This window comes from Reyranella sp. (assembly GCF_965229815.1).
Lineage (GTDB): Bacteria > Pseudomonadota > Alphaproteobacteria > Reyranellales > Reyranellaceae > Reyranella.
Genome location: NZ_CBDDJN010000006.1, coordinates 2335878 through 2358938, shown reverse-complemented (window position 1 = coordinate 2358938; position 23061 = coordinate 2335878). Strand labels below are relative to the sequence as shown.

Genomic DNA, 23061 nt, shown 5'->3' with positions numbered 1-23061 from the left:
GCGCCGCATGAGCCGCAACGGTCCGCTGGCGCTCGCCTACCACGCGCTGTTCGTCGCCTTCATGCTGGCGCCGATCCTCGTCGTCTGCTGGGTCGCCTTCACGCCCGAGGGCTTCCTGTCGTTCCCGACCGACGACTGGTCGCTGCGCTGGTTCTATGCCATCGCCCGCTACCCGGAGTTCGTCTCGGCCTTCTGGCGCAGCCTGTGGCTGGGGGCGCTCAGCTCGGCCGTCGCCGTCGCCTTCTCGGTGCCGGCGGCGCTCGCCATCGCCCGCTACCGGTTCCGCGGCCGCGAGGCGATGACGGCGCTCTTCATGTCGCCGCTCATGATCCCGCACGTCGTGCTGGGCATCGCCTTCCTGCGCTTCTTCACCGAGATCGGGCTGGGCGGCACCTTCGCCGGCCTGGTGCTGGCCCATATCGTGGTCGTGCTGCCCTTCGCGCTGCGCTTGACGCTCGCCTCGGCCGTCGGCCTCGACCGCTCGATCGAGCATGCCGCGATCTCGCTCGGTGCGACCGAGGGGATCGTGCTGCGGCGCGTGACGCTGCCCCTGGTGCTGCCGGGGCTGGTCAGCGGCTGGGCGCTCGCCTTCATCAATTCCTTCGACGAGGTCACGATGACCGTGTTCATCGCGGCACCCGGCACCGAGACGCTGCCGGTCCGCATGTTCCTCTACATCCAGGACAATATCGATCCGCTGGTCACCTCCGTCTCGGCCTGCGTCATCGCCGTCACCGTCGTCGCCCTGGTCATCCTCGACCGCGCCTACGGGCTGGAGCGGCTGCTGGTGGGGAGGAGCGCCGATGGGCGCTGAGAGAGGCCCCGACGCCGGCGCGGCGCGCGACTTCGACGTCGCGGTGGTGGGCGGCGGGCTGGTCGGCGTCGCCACGGCCTGGGGGCTGGCGCGCGAGGGCTGCCGCGTCGTCGTGCTCGACGAGGGCGACCGCGCCGTGCGCGCGAGCCGCGGCAACTTCGCCCTGGTGTGGGTGCAAAGCAAAGGGCTCGGCCTCGCCCCCTATGCCGGCTGGACGATCCGCTCGTCCAACGCCTGGGCAGGCTTCGCCGCGATGCTGAAGGACGAGACCGGCCTCGACGTCTGCTTCCAGCGGCCGGGCGGCTTCCATCTCGCTCTGTCGGAGCGCGAGCTCGAGGTGCGGGCCAACACGCTGCGACGCCTGCACAACCAGCCGGGCATCGTCGACTACCGGACCGAGATCCTGGATCGCGCGCAGGTCGCCAAGATGCTGCCCGACATCGGCCGCGAGGTCGTGGGCGGCAGCTTCTGCCCCCTCGACGGCCATGTGAACTCGCTGCGCCTGTTCCGTGCCCTGCACACGGCGTTGCGCGCGCGAGGCGTCACCTACCTGCCGAGCCACCGCGTCGAGGCGATCGCCCGCGACGGCGGCGAGTTCCGGCTCACGACGCCGCATCGCGAGATCCGCGCCGGCCGCGTGGCGCTGGCCGCCGGCAACGCCAACATGCGGTTGGCGCCCATGGTGGGGCTGGAGTGTCCGATGCGGCCCGAGCGCGGCCAGATCGTCGTGACCGAGCGGCTGCGGCCGTTCCTCAACCATCCCGTGGTGACCCTGCGCCAGACCGACGAAGGCACGGTGATGGTGGGCGATTCCAAGGAGGAGAGCACCGACCCGTCCGGCCTGACGCTCGGCGTCAGCGCCACCGAGGCCGAGCGTGCGGTGCGCATGTTCCCGCTGCTGGGCAGCGCCAACGTCGTGCGCACCTGGAGCGCCATCCGCGTCATGACCCAGGACGGCTTCCCGATCTACGACGAGTCCGAGAGCCATCCCGGCGCCTTCACCGTCTGCTGCCATTCCGGCGTCACGCTGGCCGCCAACCACGCGCTCGCCATCGCCCCCATGATCGCCCGCGGCGCCCTCGACAAGTCGCTGGTTGCGCCCTTCAGTGCCCGGAGGTTCCATGTTCAAGAGGCTGGCTGACGCCGGCGCGCCCGTCGCCCTGACGGTCGACGGCAAGCCCGTTCAGGCCCGCGCCGGCGACACGGCCGCCGCGGCGCTCCTGGCGGCGGGCTTCGACCATTGCCGCACCACCCCCGTCACCGGAACGCCACGCGCGCCCTACTGCCTGATGGGCGTCTGCTTCGACTGCCTCGTGACGATCGACGGCATCGGCAGCCGTCAGGCCTGCCTGGTCCCGGTGCGCGAGGGCATGGCGGTGGAAACCCAGATCGGTAAGCGGGAGGCAGGGCGATGAGCGGGGGAGAGGCGGCTCTCATCTCCTCCCCAGCGAAGCTGGGGAGGTGTCGCCGTCACACGGCGACGGAGGGGTCACGGCGCGCCGCGTCAGTCGAAGCGCCCGTCCATGTCCGGGCGGTGCAATGCTTCGAAGATGGTATCGAGGACCCGCGCCGTCCGGGCGATGACGTCGCTGTTCCAGAAGCGAAGCACCCGAAAGCCACGAGCCCTGAGATAAGCATCACGTCGCAGGTCGTAGTTCGATTGCTCGACATGCTGGCTGCCGTCCAGCTCGACGATGAGACGGGCTTCAAGACAGGCAAAGTCAGAGACGAAGGATCCTACGGGATGCTGACGGCGAAACCTGAAGCCCGCCAGTTGGCGGCGGCGCAAGTGCTTCCAAAGCAGATACTCGGCGTCGGTTGGGTTGCGACGGAGCGTTCGGACAAGACGAAGCATCACGGCAGCAAAGGAGAAATTTTCGGCGAAGTTATGACCGATACGCAACTTATGAGAGAGGCCCGTGACCCCTCCGGCCCTGCGGGCCACCTCCCCACTGCGTGGGGAGGAGAAGCTCAATGAGAACCGCCGACCTTTCTTCCTCCTACGACCTCGTCGTCATCGGCGGCGGGCCCGCCGGTCTTGCGGCGGCTTCTCTGGCGGCGCGGGCGGGGCTGGCGACGGTGCTGCTGGACGAGAATCCCGGTGTCGGCGGGCAGATCTATCGCGCCATCGGCAGCACGCCGGTCCGCGACCGGGCGATCCTGGGCGAGGACTACTGGGCGGGCGCGGCGCTGGCCGAGGAGGCCGCCGGCAGCGGGGCGCAGATCGTGACCGGCGCCACGGTGTGGAGCCTCGATCCGCAGCGCCGCATCGGCGTGTCGGTCGGCGGGCAGGCGCGCACCCTCGAGGCTGAGCGCGTCATCATCGCCACCGGCTCTCAGGAGCGGCCGTTCCCGATCCCGGGCTGGACGCTGCCCGGCGTCATGACGGCGGGTGCGGCCCAGACGGCGCTGAAGGCGCAGGGGCTGCTGCCCTCGGGACGCACGGTGCTGGCGGGCACGGGCCCGCTGCTCTGGCTGCTGGCGGCGCAGGTGCTGCGGGCCGGCGGCCGCATCGACGCCATCCTCGACACGACGCCGCCGCTCAACTTTCTACGCGCCGCCCTTTGGCTGCCCGACTTCCTGCTGTCTCCTTACTTTTCCAAGGGGCTGGCGCTGCTGCGCGAGGTGAAGAGCAAGGTCCCGGTGCGCAAGGCGACGTGGCTGGAGGCGGAGGGCGACAGCCGGGTGCGCGAGGTCGTGTTCGACGGCGGCCGCCTTCCCGTGGACCTGCTGCTGCTGCACCAGGGCGTCGTTCCCAACGTCAATCTCGCGATGGCAACCGGCATCGAGCATCGCTGGGACGGCCGCCAGCTCTGCTTCCGTCCGGTGCTGGATGCGGATTTCGGCAGCTCGGTGCCGGGGATCGCGGTGGCCGGCGACGGTGCCGGCATTGCCGGCGGCACCGCGGCGGCCGAGCGCGGGCGGCTGGCGGCCATGGCGGCGGTGCGGGCGCTGCGCCCGGAGGCGCCGCTGCCCGATCCGCAGACCGTGCGCCAGCGTCTGCAGCGCGAGGAGATGGGCCGTGCCTTCCTCGACACGCTGAACCGTCCGGCCGACGCCTTCCGTCAGCCCGAGGGCGAAACGCTCGTCTGCCGCTGCGAGGAGGTGACCGCGGCCCAGGTCCGCGCCACCGCCGACATGGGCTGCGAGGGGCCGAACCAGATGAAGGCCTTCCTGCGCTGCGGCATGGGACCCTGCCAGGGCCGGCTGTGCGGCCTCACGGTCACAGAGCTCATTGCCGTGCAGCGCAAGTCGACGCCGGCCGAGGTCGGCTACTACCGCCTGCGGCCGCCGGTGAAGCCGATCAGCCTCGCCGAGCTCGCCTCGCTGCCGATCAGCGAGGCCGAGCGCAAGGCCGTGGAGCGGTGAGGTGACCCGCAGGGGCCTTGTCTGCGGAGCGCGGACCTCCAGGTCCGCTCATGGTCATGATGCGGACCTGGAGGTCCGCGCTCCCGTGAGGTCCCGGCGATGACCGCGCGCACCGCCGACGTGGTCGTGATCGGCGGCGGCATCCACGGCTGCTCGACCGCGCTGCACCTGGCGCTGCGCGGCCTCCGGACGATCCTGGTCGAGAAGGACTATGCCGGCCGGCACGCCTCGGGCGTCAATGCCGGCGGCGTGCGCCAGCTCGCGCGCCACCTTGCCGAGATCCCGCTGTCGGTCGCCTCGATGGCGCTCTGGGAGAATATCCAGGAGCTGGTGCACGACGATTGCGGCTTCTCGAGCCACGGCACGGTCCTGGTCGCCGAGAGCGAGGAGGAGCTGGCGGGCTTCCGCGAGCGCGTCGACGATCTCAGGCTGCGCGGCTTCAGCCACGAGGAGCTGATCGACCGCGCCGAGCTGAAGCGCCTGGTGCCGGCCGTCTCCGACCACTGTCCGGGCGGCGTCGTCTCGCGGCGCGACGGTGCGGCCGATCCGTTCCGCTCCACCCAGGCGTTCCGCCGCCGTGCGGCGGCGCTCGGCGTCACCGTGCTTGAAGGCGTCACGGTGACCGACCTGGTGCGCAGCGGCGCGGTGTGGCGGCTGACGACCAGCGACGGGCCGATCGAGGCGCCCAAGGTGGTGAACGCCGCCGGCGCCTGGGCCGACCGCATCGCCGCGCGGCTGGGCGAGCCGGTGCCGCTCGAGGTCATCGCGCCGATGCTGATGGTGACGAGCCGCGTGCCCGCCTTCATCGACCCGGTGGTGATCCTGCGCGGCCGCAAGCTCTCCTTCAAGCAGCTCGCCAACGGCACGGTGGTGATCGGCGGCGGCCATCTCGCGACGCCCTACCGCGACCAGAACCGCACCGTGCTGGACTGGGCGAAGCTCGCGACCAGCGCGAAGACCGTGTGGGAGCTCTTTCCGGTGATGCGCGAGGCCACGATCGTGCGCGCCTGGGCCGGCATCGAGGCGCGCATGCCCGACGACATCTCGGTCGTGGGGCCCAGCGCGACGTCGGAGGGCGTGTTCCACCAGTTCGGATTCTCGGCGCACGGCTTCCAGCTCGGGCCGGCGACCGGCGCGGTGATGGCGGAGCTGGTCGCGACGGGCAGCACCAACACGCCGATCGACGGGCTGGGCATCGGACGGTTCCGCCGTCCGGCCTGACGGCCGGCCAGGCCCGGGCGAGACTAGGATTCGAGGCGGTACTCGATCACCGAGCCGTCGGGCGCCACGAACGTCATCTTCACCCAGCGGCCGCGATCGTCGAACCACTGGTCCATGCGGACCTCGCCGTCATAGCGATAGTGGGTGGCCGCGACCGGGCCCGCGCCAGTGGCGACCGTCTCGCGGCCGACCTTGATCACGCGGATCGGATCGACCGTTCCCTTCTGGGCGTTCAGCAGCCGCGCCTGGGCGGTCTGGTGGAAGTTCCAGTGCGTGGAGGGCAGGACGCCGGGCGGCAGCAGGTTGCGCACGCCCGCCGGGTCGTCCGGCGTCTGGCGGTCCACCACCACACTGCCCGAATGGTCGCGGACGGCACGCACCACATAGCGCTTGCCGTCGTCGTCGGTCAGCGTGTTGAAGGTGAGCAGCGTGTCGCCCCGCCAGACCTCGCGGCCGCGATGGCTGTAGCGATAGGCGGTGAAGCCCACCAGCTTCACCGCGAGATCGATCGTCGTTTGCACGACCAGCTCGTCGCCCTGCCGACTGAAATCCAGGCGGTGGGTGCCGATGCGTTCGCCGTTGCGGAACGCCGCGAAGGTTTGCGAATTGCCGTAGGGAAGTTCCTCGGCACGGCCCGGGACTGAGGCGGCCACGAGCATCAGCAGGGTGAGCAGCAGGCGCGACATGCAGGCTATACGCCGTCCCCGCGCCCGAGGATCACGCGCGGCCGCGTGATCCTCCTCGCCGGTTGTCGCGTATGCCGCGCATGATCAGGTCCGCCCGCCCGCTGCTCCCGGTCCTTTCGACCGGCCTCGTCCTTGCCCTGCTCGGCGGTTGCGCCCTGCAGCCCACCGTGGAGCAGGGGGCAACCGACCCACCGCTGGCGCTGGAGGCGTTCTTTCCCGGCGTGTCGACCGGCGATGGCGTGTTCGTCAACACCTGGACCGGCGCCGAACGGCGGTTCCGCGTCCGCATCGACGGCGCCTGGGATGGCACGACCCTGACCCTGGCCGAGGACTTCGACTACGACGATGGCGAAAGGGATCGCAAGACCTGGCGGCTGCGCCGCCTGGCGGATGGCTCGTTCTCGGGGACCCGGGAAGACGTGGTCGGCCAGGCCCGGATCTGGACCGAAGGCCGCGTCGTGCGCCTGCAGTACAAGGTGAAGCTGGCCGGCTGGACGCTGGGCTTCTCCGATGTCCTGGCGCTGCGCCCCGATGGCACGCTGATCAACCGCGCCACGGTCGGCAAGTGGGGAATCCGCCTGGGACGGGTCGAGCTGGTCCTGCGCAAGCAACCCGGTGATGCGGTGACGTACCCGGTATCCGCCCCTCATCCACGGTAGATCGGAAGCCCGGCTCCGGCCTGCTGCAGCAGGGCGATCGTCACGATCGTCCAGGCGATGGCGGTCGCCGCCACGGCCAGTTGCGCCACGGCGGGCGGCAGCACCTTGTCGGCGATCAGGCCGGCGAGCGGCAGGGCCTGCATCATGTGGGTGGCGAAGAAGTGCGGCACCCGCCGGTCGCCCACCGTCAGCGACCAGCCGGTAAGGAACATGCGAGCGCCACCCGCGGGCTCGACACCGACATGATGGCCGAGCGCGCCGCCTATCGCGAATCCCGCCACGAGGGTGAGGAGAGCGCCACCGGCCAGCCCCAGCCCGATCCCGAGGCGCGTTCCGGCGCCGAACCCGGCCTCGCCGTCGATCCAGGCCACCACGCCGACGAGCGCGGCGGCCAGCGTGATGACGACGGCGCCGGCGGCCATCAGCCCATACAGCGTGGCATGGAGAGGGGTGTCGAGATTGAAGTGCGAGGCCTGCTGCCTGCCGGCCTGAAGGAGGATGTAGGCCATCTCGAACACCGTCGCGGCGCTGGCGGCCACGCCGACGACCCACAGCAGCGTGCCGTTGCGCCACGCCGGGCCGAGGGCGCCGACCACCAGGACGAGGGTGCCGAAGTGCAGGGCGATCGACAGCTCGAACTTGAGGGGTTTCGCCCAGACGCTGGCACCGTCAAGGAGGCGGCGATCGACCATCGCGAGGACCGCCGTGATCACGAACAGCGCAAGCAGGCTTCCGACGGTGAGGAGCCAGAGCTGTCCGGTGCGGCTGTCGGCCATGCTCCCGCCTACGCCGTCGATCGGTGGCCGGATCAGCGGCCGGCGCCCGCGACGCCTCGCCAGTCGTAGCCCAGCCGCGGGAAATGGACGGCGACGCGGCCGACCGCCGGATCCTCGCGCACCAGCGCGATCTCGTGGGCGTCGACGAAGGAGACCTCGCCCTCGACCCAGTCCCGGGCATTGTCGCCGGGCCGTACCCGGGCGCGCGTGCCCGGCAACGGATCGCCGTCCTGCGGCTGGGAGTGGCGGGGCGGCGCCGGCTCAGCGGCGCGCGCCTCGCCGAGGGCCACGGCCGGCGCGATGTCCGTGCGCCTGCCATGGCCGATCGCGGCCATGCGGTCGCGCCAGGCGAGCAGCGCCGGATAGGGCGCCAGCTCCGCGCGGCAGTCGATGTGACGGCCGCGGAAGAACCAGACGACGTGATAGACCGCGAAGTCGGCGATGCAGGGCACGTCGCCCAGCAGGTACGGCCGGCCGTCCTGCAGCATGGCGGCGATCCAGGCGAGCTGCGGCCGCACCAGGTGGAGGTTGCGCGTCGCGGCGCGGCGCACCGCCTCGATCGAGGGCGGCGGCAGGCCGTGCAGGCGGGCGCGATCCTCATGCAGGCCCTTTGGCATGTGGTCGGCGTTGATGCCCGAGACGAACAGCGCCACCGGGCGCATGAGCTGGTGCTCGGCCCACCAGGCGAGGGCTTCGGCCGTGCCGCGCGTCGTTTCCGGAAAGAGCGTCGGCGCGGGCACGCGGCGCTCCAACTCGCGGGCGATGAGGCGCGTGTCGCACCACAGGTCGGCCCCGTCCTGCAGCACCGGGATGCGGCGATAGCCGCCGGTCAGCGGCGCGAGGTCGGGCTTGGGCAGGATCGGCGGCTGCTCGACGCCGCGCCAGGCCAGGCCCTTGAAGCCCAGCATGAGGCGCGCCCTCTCGGCGAAGTTCGAGAAGTCGTAATGGTGGAGGATCAGGTCGCTCACGCCCGGCGCGTCATGCCGCCTTCAGGACGCCGTCGTCGGCCTCGACCGGCAGCGGGTTCCAGTTGCGCGACACGACCCAGTCGGGCCGCGGATTGTCGCCGAGCTGCGGCCGGTTGGCGACGGTGTTGCAGGACACGTAGATGTGCCAGCGGTCGTCGGCCGAGAGATTGTGGCCCGAAGCGTGCAGCACGTTGCAGTGGAACAGGACGCAGGTGCCGGCGCGGCCGGTGACGGCGACCGGCTCGGGCGAGCTCTTCAGGATCTCGATCATGCGCTGCTTCGGCATCGCCCAGAACTTGTACGAGGTCGATTCGTCGTAGACCGGCTCGATGCGGCCGAGCCTGTGGCTGCCCGGGATGAGATAGAGGGCGCCGCCCATCTCGGTCGTGTCGGTCATCATGACGTTGAAGGTCGCCATGTCGGGACGGGCGCAGCCGTCGCGCATCCACGAGCCGTAGTCCTGATGCCACTGCCAGACGGTGCCCTCGATGGCGGGCTTGGTGTTGATCTTGGTGTGGTAGACGTAGACCGCGTCGTCCTTCAGCACCTGCTGCACCGGGCGCAGCAGGCGCGGCGTGCGGACCAGGGCGCGGAAGGGCTTCGAGCGGGTCGCGCCGTCATTCTCGTGGACGCGGAAGATCGTGCGCACGCCGCCGGTATGCTCGCGCACGACCTCCTCCGACTCGACCTGGCTCAGCCGCGCCACCTCGCGGCGCAGCACGGCGACCTCGCTGCGCGCGAAGAGGTCGGGAAAGACCAGGAAACCGTCGCGATCGAACTGCTCGACCTGCTGCGGGCTCAGGTCCATGGGCGTCCTCCAGAGGCTTCCCTGAGGCTAGCGGACGTCCATCACGTAGTAGACCTTTTTCTCGCGTCGCATGCCGAGACGGTCGTAGAAGCGCTGGGCGCCTTCGTTCTCCTCGCCCGTGGTCCACAGGACCCGCGTGTCGCCGCGCGCCTTCGCCAATGCCCGGATGCCCTCGATCAGCGCCTCGCCGACCCCCGCGGAGCGATGGGCTCCCGTGACGTAGAGCTCCTTCAGGTACAGGCCATGGCTGAGCCCGGGCCCCGGAAAGTAGCGGTTGAGGATGGCGAAGCCCGCCAGCGCGCCGTCGCGTTCCGCCACCAGGCAGAGCGGGCCGCCGGCCGGCGGCGCGGCCAGCATCGCCGCGCCCTCGGCCCCGGCGCCGTCGCGCACGGCGCGGCCGTAGTGGCGCTGGTTGTCCTCCAGGAGAAAGGCCAGCCCGGCCTCGTCGCCGGGTCTTGCGTGCCGGATTTGCATGGCGGCCGGTCTAACACCGCTGGCCGGGTCGGGCAAAGAACGGCAAAATCTCCTGCAAAAGGAGCGAAACGCATGCAGGGCGTGGTCAACATCGAGGATCTGCGCAAGCTGGCCAAGAAGCGGCTGCCCAAGATCGCCTACGACTTCATCGAGGGCGGCACCGACGACGAGGTCGGGCTGGTCACCAACGAGCAGGCCTTCCGCAAGGCCCGCCTGGTGCCGCGCTACCTGGTCGACGTGTCGGTGCGCGACCAGTCGACCACCCTGTTCGGCCGCACCTATGCGAGCCCCATCGGCATCGCGCCGACCGGCCTGGCCGGCCTGTTCCGGCGCGGCGCCGACATGATGCTGGCCGAGGCCGCGCGCGACGCCAACGTACCCTTCATCATGTCGGGTGCCGCGACGGGCTCGATGGAGCAGCTCGGCCGCATCGCCCCCGACCATGGCTGGTACCAGCTCTATTCCTCCAAGGACCAGGCGATCTCCGAGGACATGATCAAGCGGGCCGGCGACGCCGGCCTGAAGACGCTGGTCTTCACGGTCGACGTCCCCGAGGGTTCCAACCGCGAGCGCAACATCCGCAACGGCTTCGGCCGGCCGCTCAAGCTCTCGCTGCGCTCCAAGATCGACGCGCTGATGCATCCGGCCTGGATGATGGAATGGTTGCGCCACGGCACGCCCAACTTCGACAACTGGGCGAAGTATGCCGGCGCCAACGCCACGGCCGAGCAGGTCTCCGACTTCGTCGCCTACAACAATCGCGCGCCGATGACCTGGAAGCATGTCGAGCGCTATCGCGAGCTGTGGAAGGGCAACTTCGTGCTGAAGGGCATCATGCATCCCGACGATGCCGAGCGCGCCCACGGACTCGGCGTCGACGGGCTCATGGTGTCCAACCACGGCGCCCGCCAGCTCGACAACGCGCCGTCGCCGCTCGAGGTGCTGCCGGCGATCCGCGATGCCGTCGGCGACAAGATGACCCTGATGTTCGACGGCGGCGTCCGCCGCGGCGTCGACGCGCTGATCGCGCTGTGCAGCGGCGCGAAGTTCGTGTTTGTCGGCCGGCCGACCCTCTACGGCGTGACGGCCGGCGGCAAGCCGGGCGCCACCATGGCGCTCAACATCTTCCGCCGCGAGATCGACATCAGCATGGCCCAGATGGGCGTCACGCGGATCGACGATCTCGGCCCGCAGTTCCTCATGTGGGAGGACGTGGAGGACCTGCGCCGCAACCGGCGCTGAGCGGAGCGCGATGGCCGAGCCTGTCGCCGTCGACTTCTATCTCGGGCTGGGCAGCCGCTATTCCTACCTGGCGGCGAGCCAGGTCGAGCGCATCGAGACGGCGCGCCATTGCCGCTTCGTCTGGAAGCCGATCGCCAGCGGCGCGCTGATGGATCGTCGGGGAGCCAACCCGTTTCGCGGCGAGCCCGGCTCCGGGCAGTACGACCAGGCCTACCGCGAATACGACGCCAGGTGCTGGGCCGCCTACTACGGCATCCCGTTCCGCGAGCCCGTCGCGTTCAGGACGGATCCCGCGATGCCCGCGCTCGCCTGCCTGGCGGCCGAGGCGCAAGGGGCGCTGGTGCCCTGCTGCCGGCTGCTGCAGCAGCTGATCTTCGTCGACGGCGTGGCGATCGACGATGCGGTGCTGACGGGACTGGCGCCATCGCTCGGCATCGACCCGGAGGCCTACCAGCGTGCGCTGGCGGCGCCGCAGACCCGTGCCCGGCACGAACGGCTGCTGGACGAGGCCAGGGCACGCGGCGCCTTCGGAGTGCCGACATTCTTTCTCGGCGATCGGATGTTCTGGGGCAACGATCGCCTCGTGCTGCTCGAGGCGGCCCTGGCGGCCTGAACTGAAAGAGGGGAAACGATGTCTCAGTCCTTTGCCGGCCGGGTGGCGCTGATCACCGGGTCGGGCCACGGCATCGGCCGCGCCACGGCGCTGAAACTGGCATCGCTCGGCGCCACCGTGGGCATCAACGATCTCAAGCCGGAATTCGTCGACAAGGTCGTGGCCGAAGTGGCCGCCGCCGGCGGCAAGGCGCTCGCCGTCACCGCGAACGTGGCAACCCGTGACGGTATGCGCCAGGCCGTCCTCGGCCTGGCGGAGCGCGCCGGGCGCCTGGATGTCCTGGTCAACAACGCCGCCTGGGTGCGCTATCAAGCGATCGCCGAGGTCGCGCCCGAGACGGTCGACCGCATGGTCGAGGTCGGCTTCAAGGCGGTGATCTGGGGCATCCAGGCGGCTGCCGAGGCGATGCATCCCGAACGCGGCGGCGCCATCGTCAACCTGGCGTCGGTCGCGGGCATCGTCTCTCAGCGCAACAGCATCGTCTACAGCGGCATCAAGGCGGGAGTCATGGGGATCACCCGCGCGGCGGCGGCCGAGCTCGGCGCCCGCAGGATCCGCGTCAATGCCGTGGCGCCGGGGGCCGTGCCGACCGAGGGCACGCAGCGCAACCGCAATGCCGAGCGCGACGCGGGCCGCATCGCGCGCACGCCGCTCGGCCGCCTCGGCACGGTCGACGACATCGCCCGCGTCGTCTGCTTCCTGGCGGGCGAGGAAAGCGGCTTCCTGACCGGCCAGACGCTGACGGCCGACGGCGGCTTCACCACCGCCAATCTCTAGAGTGCGATGAGACGGGGTGGAGTCGCTTGCGATTCCACCTCGTCTCATCCGCGCGCTTTTTCAGAAGTCGTCGTCGGGATACTGGTCCGGAGCGTCGCCCATCGCCGCCACCATCCTGGGATAGCGTCGCTGCGGTGCCTTCTCGCCGAGCGCCGTCAGCTCGACCTGGAAGCTCCAGCCGGCCTCGTAGTCGAAGACGAACTGCAGCTTCTTGCCGACCTTGGGGAAGGCCTGGTCGACCCGGGTCTGGGCGACGCTCTTGGCCGAGCCCTCGCCGGAATCGGCAGCGAGTTCGTACTGCTCGGGCGACTGCCGGTAGGCGCTGGTCATGATGCTGTAGAAGCCGAAGGCATGGTCGAACTCGAAATCGAACGAGGTGCAGATGGCCTCGGCCAGGTCGCTGAGCGACCTGGCGCTGTCGATCTCGATATCGCGGTAGAGCTTCGGCTTCAGGGAAACGCGGAGGACGTGCGTCTTTTCCGCGGCCATTACGAACGCTCGGCCATCAGTGCACGACCTCGAACAGGCCGGCCGCGCCCATGCCGCCGCCGATGCACATGGTGACGACGACGTTCTTGGCCTTGCGGCGGCGACCTTCGATCAGGGCGTGGCCGGTGCAGCGCGCGCCGGTCATGCCGAACGGATGGCCGATCGAGATCGAGCCGCCGTTGACGTTCAGCTTGTCGTTGGGGATGCCGAGCTTGTCGCGGCAGTACAGGACCTGCACCGCGAAGGCCTCGTTCAGCTCCCACAGGTCGATGTCGTCCATCTTGAGGCCGAAGCGCTTCAGCAGCTTGGGGATAGCGTAGACCGGGCCGATCCCCATCTCGTCGGGCTCGCAGCCGGCCACGACCAGGCCCTTGTAGATGCCGAGCGGCTTCAGGCCGCGCTTGGCGGCCTCGGCGTCGCTCATGACCACGGCCGCCGAGGCGCCGTCGGAGAGCTGGCTGGCGTTGCCCGCGGTGATCCACTTGTCGGGACCCATGACCGGCTGCAGCTTGGCGAGGCCCTCGAGCGTCGTGTCGGGACGGTTGCCTTCGTCCTTTGCGAGCTTGATCGTCTTCTTCGACGTCTCGTTGGTGTTCTTGTCGGTGACCAGCATCGTGGTCTCCATCGGCACGATCTCGTCGTCGAACTTGCCGGCCTGCTGCGCCGCCGCGGTGCGGAGCTGGCTCTGCAGCGAGTACTCGTCCTGGACCTCGCGGCTGATCTTGTAGCGGGCGGCCACCGTGTCGGCGGTCTGGATCATCGTGTGGTAGATGCCCGGCACGTGCTCCTGGACCCACGGGTTGATCAGGCGGTTCTTGTTGCCGCCCGGCGGGCCCTGCACCAGCGAGACCGATTCGAGGCCGCCGGCGATCATCACCGGCACCTTGTCGACCAGCACGCGCTGGGCGGCCATCGAGATGGTCTGCAGGCCCGAGGAGCAGAAGCGGTTCACGGTGACGCCCGAGACCTCGACCGGGGCGCCGGCGCGCATCGCCGAGACGCGGGCGACGTTGGAGCCCGTCGTGCCCTCGGGCGCCGCGCAGCCCAGGATCACGTCCTCGACCTCGCCCAGCTCGACCTTGGCGCGCTCGGCGGCGTGCTTGATCACGTGGGCGCCCATGTCGGCGCCATGGGTGTCGTTGAAGGCGCCGCGAAAGGCCTTGCCGATCGGCGTGCGGGCGGTTGAGACGATGACGGCGTCAGCCATTCTGTTCCTCCTGGGTTATCCGAAGACTGTCATCCCGAGCACAGCGAGGGACCCTTCCCGTGGCCCGAAAGGCCCCTCGCTTCGCTCGGGGTGACAAGGTTGTCGTATCAGACGCTAGAGAACTTCTTGCCGTCCTGCACCAGCTTCTTGAGCAGGGGGGCCGGCTCCCAGAACGGGTCGCCGGAGGCGTCGCGGTACTTCAGCAGGGCATCGTGGATGGTCTTGAGGCCGACCACGTTGTCGGCCCACCACATCGGGCCGCCGCGATAGACCGGCCAGCCGTAGCCGTTGACCCAGATCACGTCGATGTCGAGCGAACGCTGGGCCATGCCCTCGGCCAGGATCTTGGCGCCCTCGTTGACCATCGGGTAGAAGCAGCGCTCGAGGATCTCCTGGTCGGAGATGGCGCGACGGGTGATGCCGAGCTTCTTCGACGTCTCCTCGATGATCTTCTCGACCTCGGGGTCGGGGATCGGCGTGCGGTCGGGCAGGTTGTACTTGTAGTAGCCCGCGCCGGTCTTCTGGCCGAAGCGGCCGAGCTCGCAGATCGCATCGGCGATCCAGCCCGTGTAGCGGATGTTGCGCTGCTCCTTCTCCTTCTTGCCCTGGCGGATGCGCCAGCCGACATCGTTGCCGGCGAGGTCGCTCATGGCGAAGGGGCCCATCGGGAAGCCGTAGTCGTAGACCACCTTGTCGACCTGCTGGGGCAGGGCGCCTTCCTCGAGCATGTAGGCCGACTGGATGCCGCGCTGGCGCAGCATGCGGTTGCCGACGAAGCCCTCGCAGACGCCGACCAGCACCGGGATCTTGCCGATCTTCTTGCTGAGCGACATCACGGTGGCGATCACGTCCTTCTCGGTCGCCTCGCCGCGCACGTTCTCCAGCAGCTTCATGACGTTGGCCGGCGAGAAGAAGTGCATGCCGATCACGTCGCCCGGCCGCTTGGTGTAGCCGGCGATCTGGTTGACGTTCAGCCCCGACGTGTTGGTGGCGAGGATGGCGCCCGGCTTGGCGACGGCGTCGAGCTGCTTGAAGACGCCTTCCTTCACTTCCATCGTCTCGAACACCGCCTCGATGACGACGTCGGCGTCCTTGAGGTCGTCGTAGCTCAGCGTCGGCGTGATCAGCGCCATGCGCTTTTCCACGTCCTCGGCCTTCATGCCGCCGCGCTTGGCGGTGTTCTCGTAGTTGGTGCGGATGGTCTTGAGACCGCGGTCGAGCGCCTCCTGCTTCACCTCGAGGAGAGTCACCGGGATGCCGGCATTGGCGAAGTTCATGGCGATGCCGCCGCCCATCGTGCCGGCGCCGATGATGCCGGCGCTCCTGATCTCGCGCTGCGGCGTGTCGGCCGGCACGTCCTTCACCTTGGCGGCCTCGCGCTCGGCGAAGAAGTAGTAGCGCTGCGCGGCGGATTCGGTCGAGGTCAGCAGCTCGACGAACAGCTCGCGCTCGCGCTTCATGCCCTCGTCGAACGGCAGTTCGACGGCGGCCTGCACGCACTTGATGATGTTCCACGGCGCCTTGAAGCCGCGGGCGCGGCGGGCGATCGCCTTCTCGGTCTCGGCGAACAGGTCGGGCGATTCCAGGGTGGCGCTGAGGTCGCGGACCTTGCGGCGCGGCGCGCCCTGGGCGACCAGCATCTGGGCATGCGCGACCGCGCCCTTCAGCAGGTCGTCCTCGACGATGGCGTCGACGATGCCCTTGCTCTTGGCCTCGGCGGCCGGGATGTGCCGGCCCGACAGGATGGCGTCGAGCGCGTACTTGGCGCCGGTGAGCCGCGGCAGGCGCTGGGTGCCGCCGGCGCCCGGCAGCAGGCCGAGATGGACCTCCGGCAGGCCGACGCGCGTCGAGGGCAGGGCGACGCGATAGTGCGCGCCGAGCGCCGTCTCCAGCCCGCCGCCCAGCGGCGTGCCGTGCAGGGCCGCCACGATGATCTTGGGGCAGTCCTCCATGGTCGCGATGACGTCGTTCAGGTTGGCGCCCGCCGGCGGCTTGCCGAACTCGCGGATGTCGGCGCCGGCGATGAAGGTGCGGCCCGAGCCGATCAGCACGATGGCGTCGATGTCGGGGTCCTGGCCGAACGCCTCGACGCCCGCCTTGATGCCGTCGCGCACGGCGGCCGCGAGGGCGTTCACCGGCGGGTTGTTGACGGTGAGGATTCCGATCCGCCCCTCGATGGAGCGAAGCACTGCGTCGGTCATGGCGATCTTCCCTGATGTCGGAGCCCGTGGAGCGGGCCTCTCTTAGCAACAGCAGCGCGCCCCGCCCAGCGGGCAGGTGTTCCGCGCTGCGGAGGCCGGCGGCGGTGCGAGGCTGGCAGTGCGCCAGCGGGCTCGCTATCCATCCCGGCGCAAAAATAACTCACGAGACCAAGAGAGTATCCGAGGATGAAAACGACAAGACGTACCCTGCTTCGCACCACCGCGGGCCTCGCGGTCGCCAGCCCGGCGCTGGTGCGGGCACAGGCGGCCTGGCCGAGCAAGCCGATCACCATCGTGGTGAACTTCCCGGCGGGCGGCCTGACCGACGGCATCGCCCGCGCCTTCGGGCAGCACGTGCAGCAGGCGACCGGCCAGCAGGTGATCATCGACAACAAGCCCGGCGCCAGCGGCAATATCGGCGCCGCCCAGGTCGCCCGCGCGCCGGCCGACGGCTACACCTTCCTGCACTCGGTCTCGAGCACGCTGGTGCAGAACCGCGTCATGTTCAAGACGCTGGGCTTCGACCCGGACAAGGACTTCACCATCGTCTCGGGTACCTCTTCCGGCGTGCTGCCGGTGGTGGTGCACAAGTCGGTGCCGGTCTCCAACCTCAAGGAGTTCGTCGAGTACGCCAAGGCGAACAAGGTGAACTTCGGCTCGTGGGCGCTCGGCTCCTCGGCCCACGTCTTCGCCCAGGGCCTGAACGAGAAGTTCGGCCTCAAGATCGAGGTGGTGACCTACAAGGGCGAGGCGCCGATGTGGCAGGACATGGGCGCCGGCCAACTCCAGGCCGCGATGGGCAGCCCGCAGGCCTTCAACGCGCTGCTGGTCAAGGGCGAGATCAAGCCGATCGTGGCGCCCTCGCGCGTGCGCGCCGGCAAGTTCCCCGACCTGCCGACCTCGGCCGAGCAGGGCTTCACCGACGACATGTTCACGGTGCGCGGCTGGCTGGCGCTGGCCGCCCCGGCGGCGACGCCCAAGCCGATCGTGCAGAAGATGTCCGACCTCTGGGTGGCCGCGGCCGACTCCGAGCCGGGCAAGAAGATGATGGACAGCTTCGGCCTCACCGAGAAGCCGCTGAACCACGAAGAGGTCATGAAGGACTACGAGGTCCTCAAGGCCACCATCATCCCGCGCATCGTGGCGCTGGGCATCAAGCCGGCCTGACGCCGGCGGCCAGCCCCGCCATCAGGATGTCGAGGCCGGACCGGAATTCCCGGTCCGGCCCGAGCCGCGTCGCCGCGCGGGCGATCTCGATCAGGCGCGGGAAGCGGTCGGCCGGCAGGGCCTGGGCCCGGGCGACGTCCGGATGGTCGCCGGTCGGGGCTTCCGACAGCGGCCCGAGCTGGGCCTGGGCGAAGCCGATGACGAAGCCCGTGACCGTCCGGAAGGCGACCAGCAGGTCGGCGCCGGAGCGGCCGCTGCGCGCCAGCGCCTCGAGCAGGTCCTCGGCCCAGACCAGCGTCGTCTCGTGCAGGGTGCGTCGGGTCGCGATCAGCGGGATCACGTTGGGATGGCCCCGCACGGCGCGCCACGTGGCCTCGACGAGGGCGCGCACCTCGGCCTGCCAGTCCGCCGCCGTCCCGCCGCGCGGCCGGGAAGGCTTCACCTCGGCCAGCACGGCCTCGACCACCAGCGCGTCGAGATCGTCGCGGTCCTTCACGTAGTTGTAGAGCGTCATCGGGCCGGTGCCGAGCGCGGCGGCGAGGGTGCGCATCGACAGGCCGGCCAGCCCCTCGGCGTCGGCCAGCGCCAGCGCCGCCTCCTGCAGCCGCGCACGCGTGAATCGGGCCTTCGGCGCCATCGCTCCTCCTTGACAACGTACAGTGTACGTAATACATCGTCTCAATAAGGTACACTGTACTTGATGAGGCACGCCATGACCACCCTCCGCACCAACTTCCCGTCCGGCGCCGAGCGATGCGCCGCCTGGCTCACCCTCCCGGCAGGCGAGGGACCGCATCCGGTTGTCCTGCTGATCCACGGCGGCGGCGCCACGCACGCGATGATGCTCGACCAGTACGAGCAGCGCTTCTCGCGGGCAGGCTTCGCGGTGCTGGCCTTCGACTTTCGCCACCTTGGTGAATCCGATGGCGAGCCGCGCCAGCTCATGAGCCTGCGGCGCTATTTCCAGGACATAGACGCCGCGCTCGCCTTCATCGCCACGCGGCCCGAGCTCGACCGGCGGCGGGTCGGCCTGTGGGGCACCTCGTTCGGCGCCAGCCACGTCGTGGCGACGGCGGCGCGCCGGCGGGACATCGCCGCCGCCGTCGTCCAGTGCCCGATCCTGCAGGGCCGCGCGCCGGCGCTGAGCGGCGGCTTCTTCCATCTCCTGCGCTTCACCGGGCCGATCCTGTCGGATCTTGCGCGGGCGGCGCTCGGCCTCGGGCGGCGTTATGTGCAGATCGTGGGCCGGCCGGGCGAGCTCGCCTTCGTGAACCTGCCGGGCGCCTACGAGGGCTGGATGTCGGTGGTGCCGGCGGGCGTCGCCTTCGACGGCCGCATCCCGGCCGGCGCCGGCATCTCGATGCTGCTCTACGATGCGGCGTCGCGGGCCCGCCGCGTCCGCTGTCCGCTGCTCGTCTGCGTCAGCGAGCGCGAGAACCTGATGGATCCCGCGATCGCCCTGCGCGTGGCGCGCCACGCGCCGCGCGGCCGGGCGATCCGCTATCCCACCGACCACTTCGAGGTCTATCATCCGCCGTTCGTCGACCGGATCGTCGCCGACCAGATCGCGTTCTTCACCGAGCATCTCGATCCGGAGTGACCGTCCGCACTACACTGTGTCGCCGCACGGCGGCATCCATTGCCCAGGTGCCGTCGTTGTCGATGGCGCCGCCGTGGCGCCAGAGGGTGTCCTGAACGATGGCGAGCAAGCATCCCCGCATCGAAGGCTACGCGATCATCTCCCGCGAGGGCATGATCGCCGAGGCCGATGGCTCGTTTCCCGAGTCGATAAAGATCCCGGCCGATCAGAAGTTCTATCAGGACTCGCTCGAGCGCGCGTCGGCCGTCGCCAACGGCCGACATTCCGCCGAGGGCGGGCCGAAGGAAGCGGCCCGCAAGCGCATCCGCGTGACGCGCCGCGTGCACCGCATCGTCCACGACCCGCACAATCCCAACGCCATCCTGTGGAACCCGGCCAGCGCCTCGTTCGACGAGGCCTGGCAGAAGCTCGGCATCGAGGACGGGACGCTGGCGGTGGTGGGCGGCACCGACGTGTTCGGCCTGTTCCTGACCATCGGCTACGACGTCTTCTACCTCACGCGCGCGCGCGCCTCGGTGCCGCACGGCCGGCCGGTGTTCCCCGGCGTCGGCCACGGCATGGCGCCCGAGGAGCCGCTCAGGAAGGCCGGCCTGGTGCTGAAGAGCACGCGCGTCCTCGACGCCGCCACCGACACCGTGGTCGAGGAGTGGGGGCGGGCGTAGGCGCAGGAAGCGAAATCTCAAGGTCTTCCAGACCGCGAGCCTCCGGCTCGCTCGGGCTCATGAGCGAGCCGGAGGCTCGCGGTCCAGAAGAGCATGACCCCCGCTAAACCTCCACCGTCAGTCCGTCATGCGCCGCTTCCAGGGCGATCTCGTCCTGGCGGCCGAGCAGCTCGGCGCTCATGTGGGTGACGATCGTGCGCTTCGCGCCGATCTCGGGCAGGCGGCGGGCCAGGGTCGCGTAGTCGAGGTGGTACTTCATCACCTTGTCGTAGAAGTAGGCCTCGCAGATGAAGAGGTCGGCGCCGCGCGCCGCCGGCACCAGCTCGTCGACCCATTCGGTGTCGCCGGAATAGGTCAGGACCTTGCCCTCGGCCTCGACGCGCAGCGCGTAGGACGGCGCGCCGCTGTAGTGCTCCATCCGGAAGGGCGTGACGGCGAGACCGTTCATCTCGGCCCGCTCGTGCAGGGCGAGCTCGCGGATCTCCAGCGCGAAGCGGCGACCGACCCTGGTCGAGCCCGCGAACATCGCCTCCATCACGACCATCAGCCGCTGCTCGAAGCCGGGCGGGCCGGCGAGGGTGAGGGGTGCGGTGCGGCGACTCACGAGCTGGGCATCGAGCAGGAAGAAGGGGAGGCCGGCGAAATGATCGCCGTGCAGGTGGCTCACCAGCACCGTCGAGACGGCGTTGGGATCGACGCCACCCCGGCGGATCGCCACCATCGAGGAGGCGCCGCAGTCGATCAGGACATTGCCGTGCGCCGCCCGCTCGAGATGGAAGCAGGTGTTGAACCGCCCGCCGCTGCCGAAGGCATCGCCGGAACCGAGGAAGGTGAGGCGCATCGCGTCAGGCGGATAGCGGCAGCGGCGCCTGCTCCAGGCTCGACACTTCGTTGGTGAGCGTGGTGCGCCGCATGTCGCGCACCTGGGTGTGATCGTAGCGGCGGGCGCGGTGCATGGTGACGCGGTTGTCCCACATCACCAGGTCGTGCGGCCGCCAGGCATGGGCGTAGACGAAGCGCCGCTGCGTGGCGTGCTCGGTGAGGTCGCGCAGGAAGGCGCGGGCTTCGGGGACCGGCCAGCCCTCGATCGCGCCGGCGTGGCTGGCGAGGTACAGGGACAGCCGGCCGGTCGTCGGATGACGGCGCACCAGGCGCTGGCGCACCGGCGCCCATTTCTCGCGCTCGGCGTCGGTGAAGTCGGTGAAGCCCAACACGCCGCGCGAGAAGATCTGGCTGTGCAGGCAGACGAGGTCGTGGACCTCGCGCTTCGTCTCGTCGTCGAGCGCGTCGTAGGCGGCACGCATGTCGGCGAACTCGGTGTTGCCGCCGGCCGAAGGGATCGTCCGCGCCGACAGGAGCGAATACTTGGCGGGCACCGGCTTGAACGAGCTGTCGGAGTGCCAGAGCTGGTTGCCCAGGCCGAACAGGCGGCGGCGGTCGTCGCGCGCCAGCACCTTGTTGTTCCGGTCGAGGTTGGAGATGTCGTTCAGGTCCATGCTCATGCGCCGCTCCTCGGGGGCGGCGATGTCGCCGGTCGCCTGCTCGAGCGGGCCGAGGCTGCGGCTGAAGACGAGCTGCTGCTCGTCGTCGATCGGCTGGTCGCGGAACAACAGGACGCCGTAGGCGTCCATGCCGGCATGGATCGCGGCGACCTGCTCGGCCGACAGGGGCCGGCGGAGGTCGACGCCCGAGACGAGGCCGGCGAAGAACGGCCGGTCCGTCGGATCGATGGGCCTGATGTCGACGGTCATATATCCAGTTTAACGCCAATGGGCTCGCCCGGCGAGGCGGTGCCGGCGCATTTTGCTATGCTCGTCCGGCATGCAGCACACGGATCGGGACGCGCCTCCCCGGCGGGCCGTCGGCAAGGCCGAGCTCTTCCTCGGCTTCCTCAAGATCGGCCTCCTGGGCTTCGGCGGCGTCGGTCCGCAGGCCCGCCACATCATCGTCCAGGAACGCCGCTGGCTCGGCGACCGCGAGTTCGCCGAGCTGCTGGGCGTGGGCCAGATGCTGCCCGGCCCCAACACCGTCAACGCCGCCGTGCTGATCGGCGACCGCTTCCAGGGGCCGGCCGGGGTGGTGGCGAGCCTGCTCGGCATGATGGCCATGCCGCTGCTGATCGTGACGATGCTTGCCGTGGTCTACGACCGCTTCGCGGACCTGCCCGAGGTCGGCGCCGGCCTCGGCGGGGCGGCGGCCCCCGCGGCCGGCCTGGTGCTGGGCACGGCAATCAAGATGATCCGCAATGTCCGGCTGCCGCGGCTGGCCTACCTGACGCTGGCGCTGGCCTTCGTCGCGCTTGGTGTGCTGCGCTGGCCACTGATCGCGGTGGTGCTGGCGGTGGCGCCAGTCGCGCTCGGCCTCACCCTGCTGGGGCGGCGCTGGTGATGGAGGCGCTGGCCGAGCTGGCGCGGACCTTCGCTTCGCTCTCCCTGGTGTCGATCGGCGGCATCAACGTGCTGCTGCCCGACATCCGCCACCAGGTCGTCGATGTCCATGGCTGGATGACCGACGCCGCCTTCGCCCACACTTTCGCGATCGCGAGCGCGGCGCCGGGACCCAACGTGATCGTGGTCAGCCTCATCGGCTGGCAGGTCGCGGGACTGGCCGGCCTCGTCGTCTCCACGCTCGCCATCATGGTGCCGCCCTGCCTTCTGGCATTGCTGGCGGGGCGCGTGCTGGTCCGCTGGGCGGGCACGACGGCGGTCGCCCTGCTCAAGGCCTCGCTGGTGCCGCTCGGGCTGGGGCTCATGCTGGCGGCCGGGGTGACGCTGATCCGCACCGTCGACGACGGAGCCGCCGGCTACGCGATCAGCGCCGCGGCGGCAGCTTTCATTGTCTTCACCCGGCTCAATCCGCTGTGGGCACTGGCTGCGGGGACGGTCGCGAACATCATAACGTTGCACCTGTTCTGAGCCGCGGATCCGTGCACCGCCGGCGGTTGACAGGGGCGCAACCATTCGTACACTTGAACAGTTGTTCAAATGTCGAGAACGAAGAAGCCTCACCTGTCGGACGACCATGCGGTGGCGCTGGCCGACCTGTTCCGCCTGCTGGGCGATCCGACGCGGCTGCGCATCGTCGTCGCCTGCCTGCGCACGCCGCTGCCGGTGTCCGACATCGCCGACCGGCTGGGGCTCTCGGTCTCGCTGGTCAGCCACCACCTGCGGCTCCTCAAGGGCGCCCGGCTGGTGCGGGCCGACCGGCAGGGCAAGCAGGTCTTCTACGGCGCCGACGACATGCATGTCCGGCGCATGATCGAGGACATGGTTACCCATGTCGGAGAGCATTGAGGTCGGAGAGCATTGAGCCGGATGGCGCAGAAGCG

General features: G+C 70.0%; 27 protein-coding genes. 15 read left to right on the top strand and 12 right to left on the bottom strand.

The annotated features are described in order from the left end of the window. The first annotated feature begins 7 nt into the window (after positions 1-7). From ACO073_RS22605 to ACO073_RS22595, 3 genes are read left to right on the top strand one after another with little or no spacing between them, the layout of a single operon-like run. Positions 8-814 (top strand): ABC transporter permease, encoded by an 807-nt coding sequence (locus tag ACO073_RS22605; RefSeq protein ID WP_422000498.1) that lies wholly within the window; start codon positions 8-10, stop codon positions 812-814. Next, the gene (locus tag ACO073_RS22600) at positions 804-1955 is read left to right on the top strand and encodes an NAD(P)/FAD-dependent oxidoreductase (RefSeq protein WP_422000496.1); all 1152 of its coding nucleotides are present in this window, start codon (positions 804-806) and stop codon (positions 1953-1955) included. Before ACO073_RS22605 ends, ACO073_RS22600 begins: the two co-directional genes overlap by 11 nt. Next, positions 1936-2229: a (2Fe-2S)-binding protein gene (locus ACO073_RS22595; RefSeq protein ID WP_422000495.1), complete on the top strand. Its 294-nt coding sequence runs from the start codon at positions 1936-1938 to the stop codon at positions 2227-2229. The genes ACO073_RS22600 and ACO073_RS22595 overlap by 20 nt, the downstream gene beginning before the upstream one ends. Before the next feature lie 89 nt (positions 2230-2318). On the opposite strand, the gene ACO073_RS22590 is transcribed toward ACO073_RS22595, so the two are convergent. Further along, entirely contained in the window at positions 2319-2717 is a 399-nt protein-coding gene (locus tag ACO073_RS22590) for an endonuclease domain-containing protein (protein ID WP_422000493.1), read from the bottom strand. 71 nt (positions 2718-2788) lie between these two features. Here ACO073_RS22590 and ACO073_RS22585 point away from each other — a divergent pair, with 71 nt between their 5' ends. Further along, complete coding sequence (locus ACO073_RS22585; RefSeq protein WP_422000491.1) at positions 2789-4183, top strand: NAD(P)/FAD-dependent oxidoreductase; 1395 nt, start codon at positions 2789-2791, stop codon at positions 4181-4183. 99 nt (positions 4184-4282) lie between these two features. Next, on the top strand, positions 4283-5404 hold the full coding sequence (locus ACO073_RS22580; RefSeq protein WP_422000490.1) for an NAD(P)/FAD-dependent oxidoreductase: 1122 nt from the start codon (positions 4283-4285) through the stop codon (positions 5402-5404). A 23-nt stretch (positions 5405-5427) separates the two neighbouring features. Here ACO073_RS22580 and ACO073_RS22575 read toward each other — a convergent pair whose 3' ends face one another. Continuing rightward, on the bottom strand, positions 5428-6090 hold the full coding sequence (locus tag ACO073_RS22575) for a DUF6134 family protein (RefSeq protein WP_422000488.1): 663 nt from the start codon (positions 6088-6090) through the stop codon (positions 5428-5430). An 80-nt stretch (positions 6091-6170) separates the two neighbouring features. Here ACO073_RS22575 and ACO073_RS22570 point away from each other — a divergent pair, with 80 nt between their 5' ends. Then, positions 6171-6749 carry a DUF3833 family protein gene (locus ACO073_RS22570; RefSeq protein ID WP_422000487.1) on the top strand — a complete coding sequence of 193 codons (579 nt, stop codon included), beginning with the start codon at positions 6171-6173 and terminating at the stop codon, positions 6747-6749. On the opposite strand, the gene ACO073_RS22565 is transcribed toward ACO073_RS22570, so the two are convergent. Genes ACO073_RS22565 through ACO073_RS22550 form a run of 4 tightly spaced genes read right to left on the bottom strand, consistent with a single transcriptional unit; the run spans position 6737 to position 9775 of the window. Beyond that, positions 6737-7525, bottom strand: coding sequence for a hypothetical protein (locus ACO073_RS22565; protein ID WP_422000485.1), 789 nt, complete (start codon positions 7523-7525; stop codon positions 6737-6739). The two genes, ACO073_RS22570 and ACO073_RS22565, sit on opposite strands and share 13 nt — an antisense overlap. A 32-nt stretch (positions 7526-7557) precedes the next feature. Beyond that, positions 7558-8493 carry a glutathione S-transferase family protein gene (locus ACO073_RS22560; protein WP_422000483.1) on the bottom strand — a complete coding sequence of 312 codons (936 nt, stop codon included), beginning with the start codon at positions 8491-8493 and terminating at the stop codon, positions 7558-7560. Between the two features lie 10 nt (positions 8494-8503). Next, on the bottom strand, positions 8504-9301 hold the full coding sequence (locus ACO073_RS22555; RefSeq protein WP_422000481.1) for a phytanoyl-CoA dioxygenase family protein: 798 nt from the start codon (positions 9299-9301) through the stop codon (positions 8504-8506). A gap of 27 nt (positions 9302-9328) precedes the next feature. Then, on the bottom strand, positions 9329-9775 hold the full coding sequence (locus ACO073_RS22550; protein ID WP_422000479.1) for a GNAT family N-acetyltransferase: 447 nt from the start codon (positions 9773-9775) through the stop codon (positions 9329-9331). A gap of 72 nt (positions 9776-9847) precedes the next feature. Between ACO073_RS22550 and ACO073_RS22545 the strand changes: the two genes are divergently transcribed. Genes ACO073_RS22545 through ACO073_RS22535 form a run of 3 tightly spaced genes read left to right on the top strand, consistent with a single transcriptional unit; the run spans position 9848 to position 12407 of the window. Beyond that, positions 9848-11017 (top strand): alpha-hydroxy acid oxidase, encoded by a 1170-nt coding sequence (locus ACO073_RS22545; RefSeq protein ID WP_422000478.1) that lies wholly within the window; start codon positions 9848-9850, stop codon positions 11015-11017. A gap of 10 nt (positions 11018-11027) precedes the next feature. Further along, a complete protein-coding gene (locus ACO073_RS22540) occupies positions 11028-11630 on the top strand; it encodes a 2-hydroxychromene-2-carboxylate isomerase (RefSeq protein ID WP_422000476.1) in 603 nt (200 codons plus the stop codon). Between the two features lie 18 nt (positions 11631-11648). Then, the gene (locus ACO073_RS22535) at positions 11649-12407 is read left to right on the top strand and encodes an SDR family NAD(P)-dependent oxidoreductase (protein ID WP_422000475.1); all 759 of its coding nucleotides are present in this window, start codon (positions 11649-11651) and stop codon (positions 12405-12407) included. A gap of 60 nt (positions 12408-12467) precedes the next feature. Here the strand turns inward: ACO073_RS22535 and ACO073_RS22530 are convergent, their stop codons facing one another. The 3 genes from ACO073_RS22530 to ACO073_RS22520 form a co-directional block, all read right to left on the bottom strand. After that, positions 12468-12896 (bottom strand): IS1096 element passenger TnpR family protein, encoded by a 429-nt coding sequence (locus ACO073_RS22530; RefSeq protein WP_422000474.1) that lies wholly within the window; start codon positions 12894-12896, stop codon positions 12468-12470. A gap of 16 nt (positions 12897-12912) precedes the next feature. Continuing rightward, complete coding sequence (locus ACO073_RS22525; RefSeq protein WP_422000473.1) at positions 12913-14103, bottom strand: acetyl-CoA C-acyltransferase; 1191 nt, start codon at positions 14101-14103, stop codon at positions 12913-12915. 107 nt (positions 14104-14210) lie between these two features. After that, the gene (locus ACO073_RS22520; protein ID WP_422000471.1) at positions 14211-16304 is read right to left on the bottom strand and encodes a 3-hydroxyacyl-CoA dehydrogenase NAD-binding domain-containing protein; all 2094 of its coding nucleotides are present in this window, start codon (positions 16302-16304) and stop codon (positions 14211-14213) included. Between the two features lie 186 nt (positions 16305-16490). Between ACO073_RS22520 and ACO073_RS22515 the strand changes: the two genes are divergently transcribed. Continuing rightward, positions 16491-17471, top strand: a complete 981-nt coding sequence (locus ACO073_RS22515) for a Bug family tripartite tricarboxylate transporter substrate binding protein (protein WP_422000469.1) — start codon at positions 16491-16493, stop codon at positions 17469-17471. Here the strand turns inward: ACO073_RS22515 and ACO073_RS22510 are convergent. Next, positions 17458-18108 carry a TetR/AcrR family transcriptional regulator C-terminal domain-containing protein gene (locus ACO073_RS22510; protein ID WP_422000468.1) on the bottom strand — a complete coding sequence of 217 codons (651 nt, stop codon included), beginning with the start codon at positions 18106-18108 and terminating at the stop codon, positions 17458-17460. The two genes, ACO073_RS22515 and ACO073_RS22510, sit on opposite strands and share 14 nt — an antisense overlap. A gap of 75 nt (positions 18109-18183) precedes the next feature. Here ACO073_RS22510 and ACO073_RS22505 point away from each other — a divergent pair, with 75 nt between their 5' ends. Then, positions 18184-19071 (top strand): alpha/beta hydrolase, encoded by an 888-nt coding sequence (locus ACO073_RS22505; RefSeq protein ID WP_422000467.1) that lies wholly within the window; start codon positions 18184-18186, stop codon positions 19069-19071. 98 nt (positions 19072-19169) lie between these two features. After that, positions 19170-19733, top strand: coding sequence for a dihydrofolate reductase (locus ACO073_RS22500; RefSeq protein WP_422000465.1), 564 nt, complete (start codon positions 19170-19172; stop codon positions 19731-19733). Between the two features lie 103 nt (positions 19734-19836). On the opposite strand, the gene ACO073_RS22495 is transcribed toward ACO073_RS22500, so the two are convergent. Further along, positions 19837-20574 (bottom strand): MBL fold metallo-hydrolase, encoded by a 738-nt coding sequence (locus tag ACO073_RS22495; protein ID WP_422000464.1) that lies wholly within the window; start codon positions 20572-20574, stop codon positions 19837-19839. Positions 20575-20578: 4 nt separating this feature from the next. Then, positions 20579-21484 (bottom strand): TauD/TfdA dioxygenase family protein, encoded by a 906-nt coding sequence (locus ACO073_RS22490; protein WP_422000462.1) that lies wholly within the window; start codon positions 21482-21484, stop codon positions 20579-20581. 70 nt (positions 21485-21554) lie between these two features. On the opposite strand from ACO073_RS22490, the gene ACO073_RS22485 reads away from it, so the two are divergent. The 3 genes from ACO073_RS22485 to ACO073_RS22475 all read left to right on the top strand — a co-directional run bounded on the left by ACO073_RS22485 (position 21555) and on the right by ACO073_RS22475 (position 23026). Then, entirely contained in the window at positions 21555-22121 is a 567-nt protein-coding gene (locus ACO073_RS22485; RefSeq protein ID WP_422000460.1) for a chromate transporter, read from the top strand. Continuing rightward, a complete protein-coding gene (locus ACO073_RS22480) occupies positions 22121-22648 on the top strand; it encodes a chromate transporter (RefSeq protein WP_422002195.1) in 528 nt (175 codons plus the stop codon). The genes ACO073_RS22485 and ACO073_RS22480 overlap by 1 nt, the downstream gene beginning before the upstream one ends. Positions 22649-22717: 69 nt before the next feature. Continuing rightward, positions 22718-23026, top strand: coding sequence for an ArsR/SmtB family transcription factor (locus ACO073_RS22475; protein ID WP_422000459.1), 309 nt, complete (start codon positions 22718-22720; stop codon positions 23024-23026). The last annotated feature ends 35 nt before the right edge of the window (positions 23027-23061 follow it).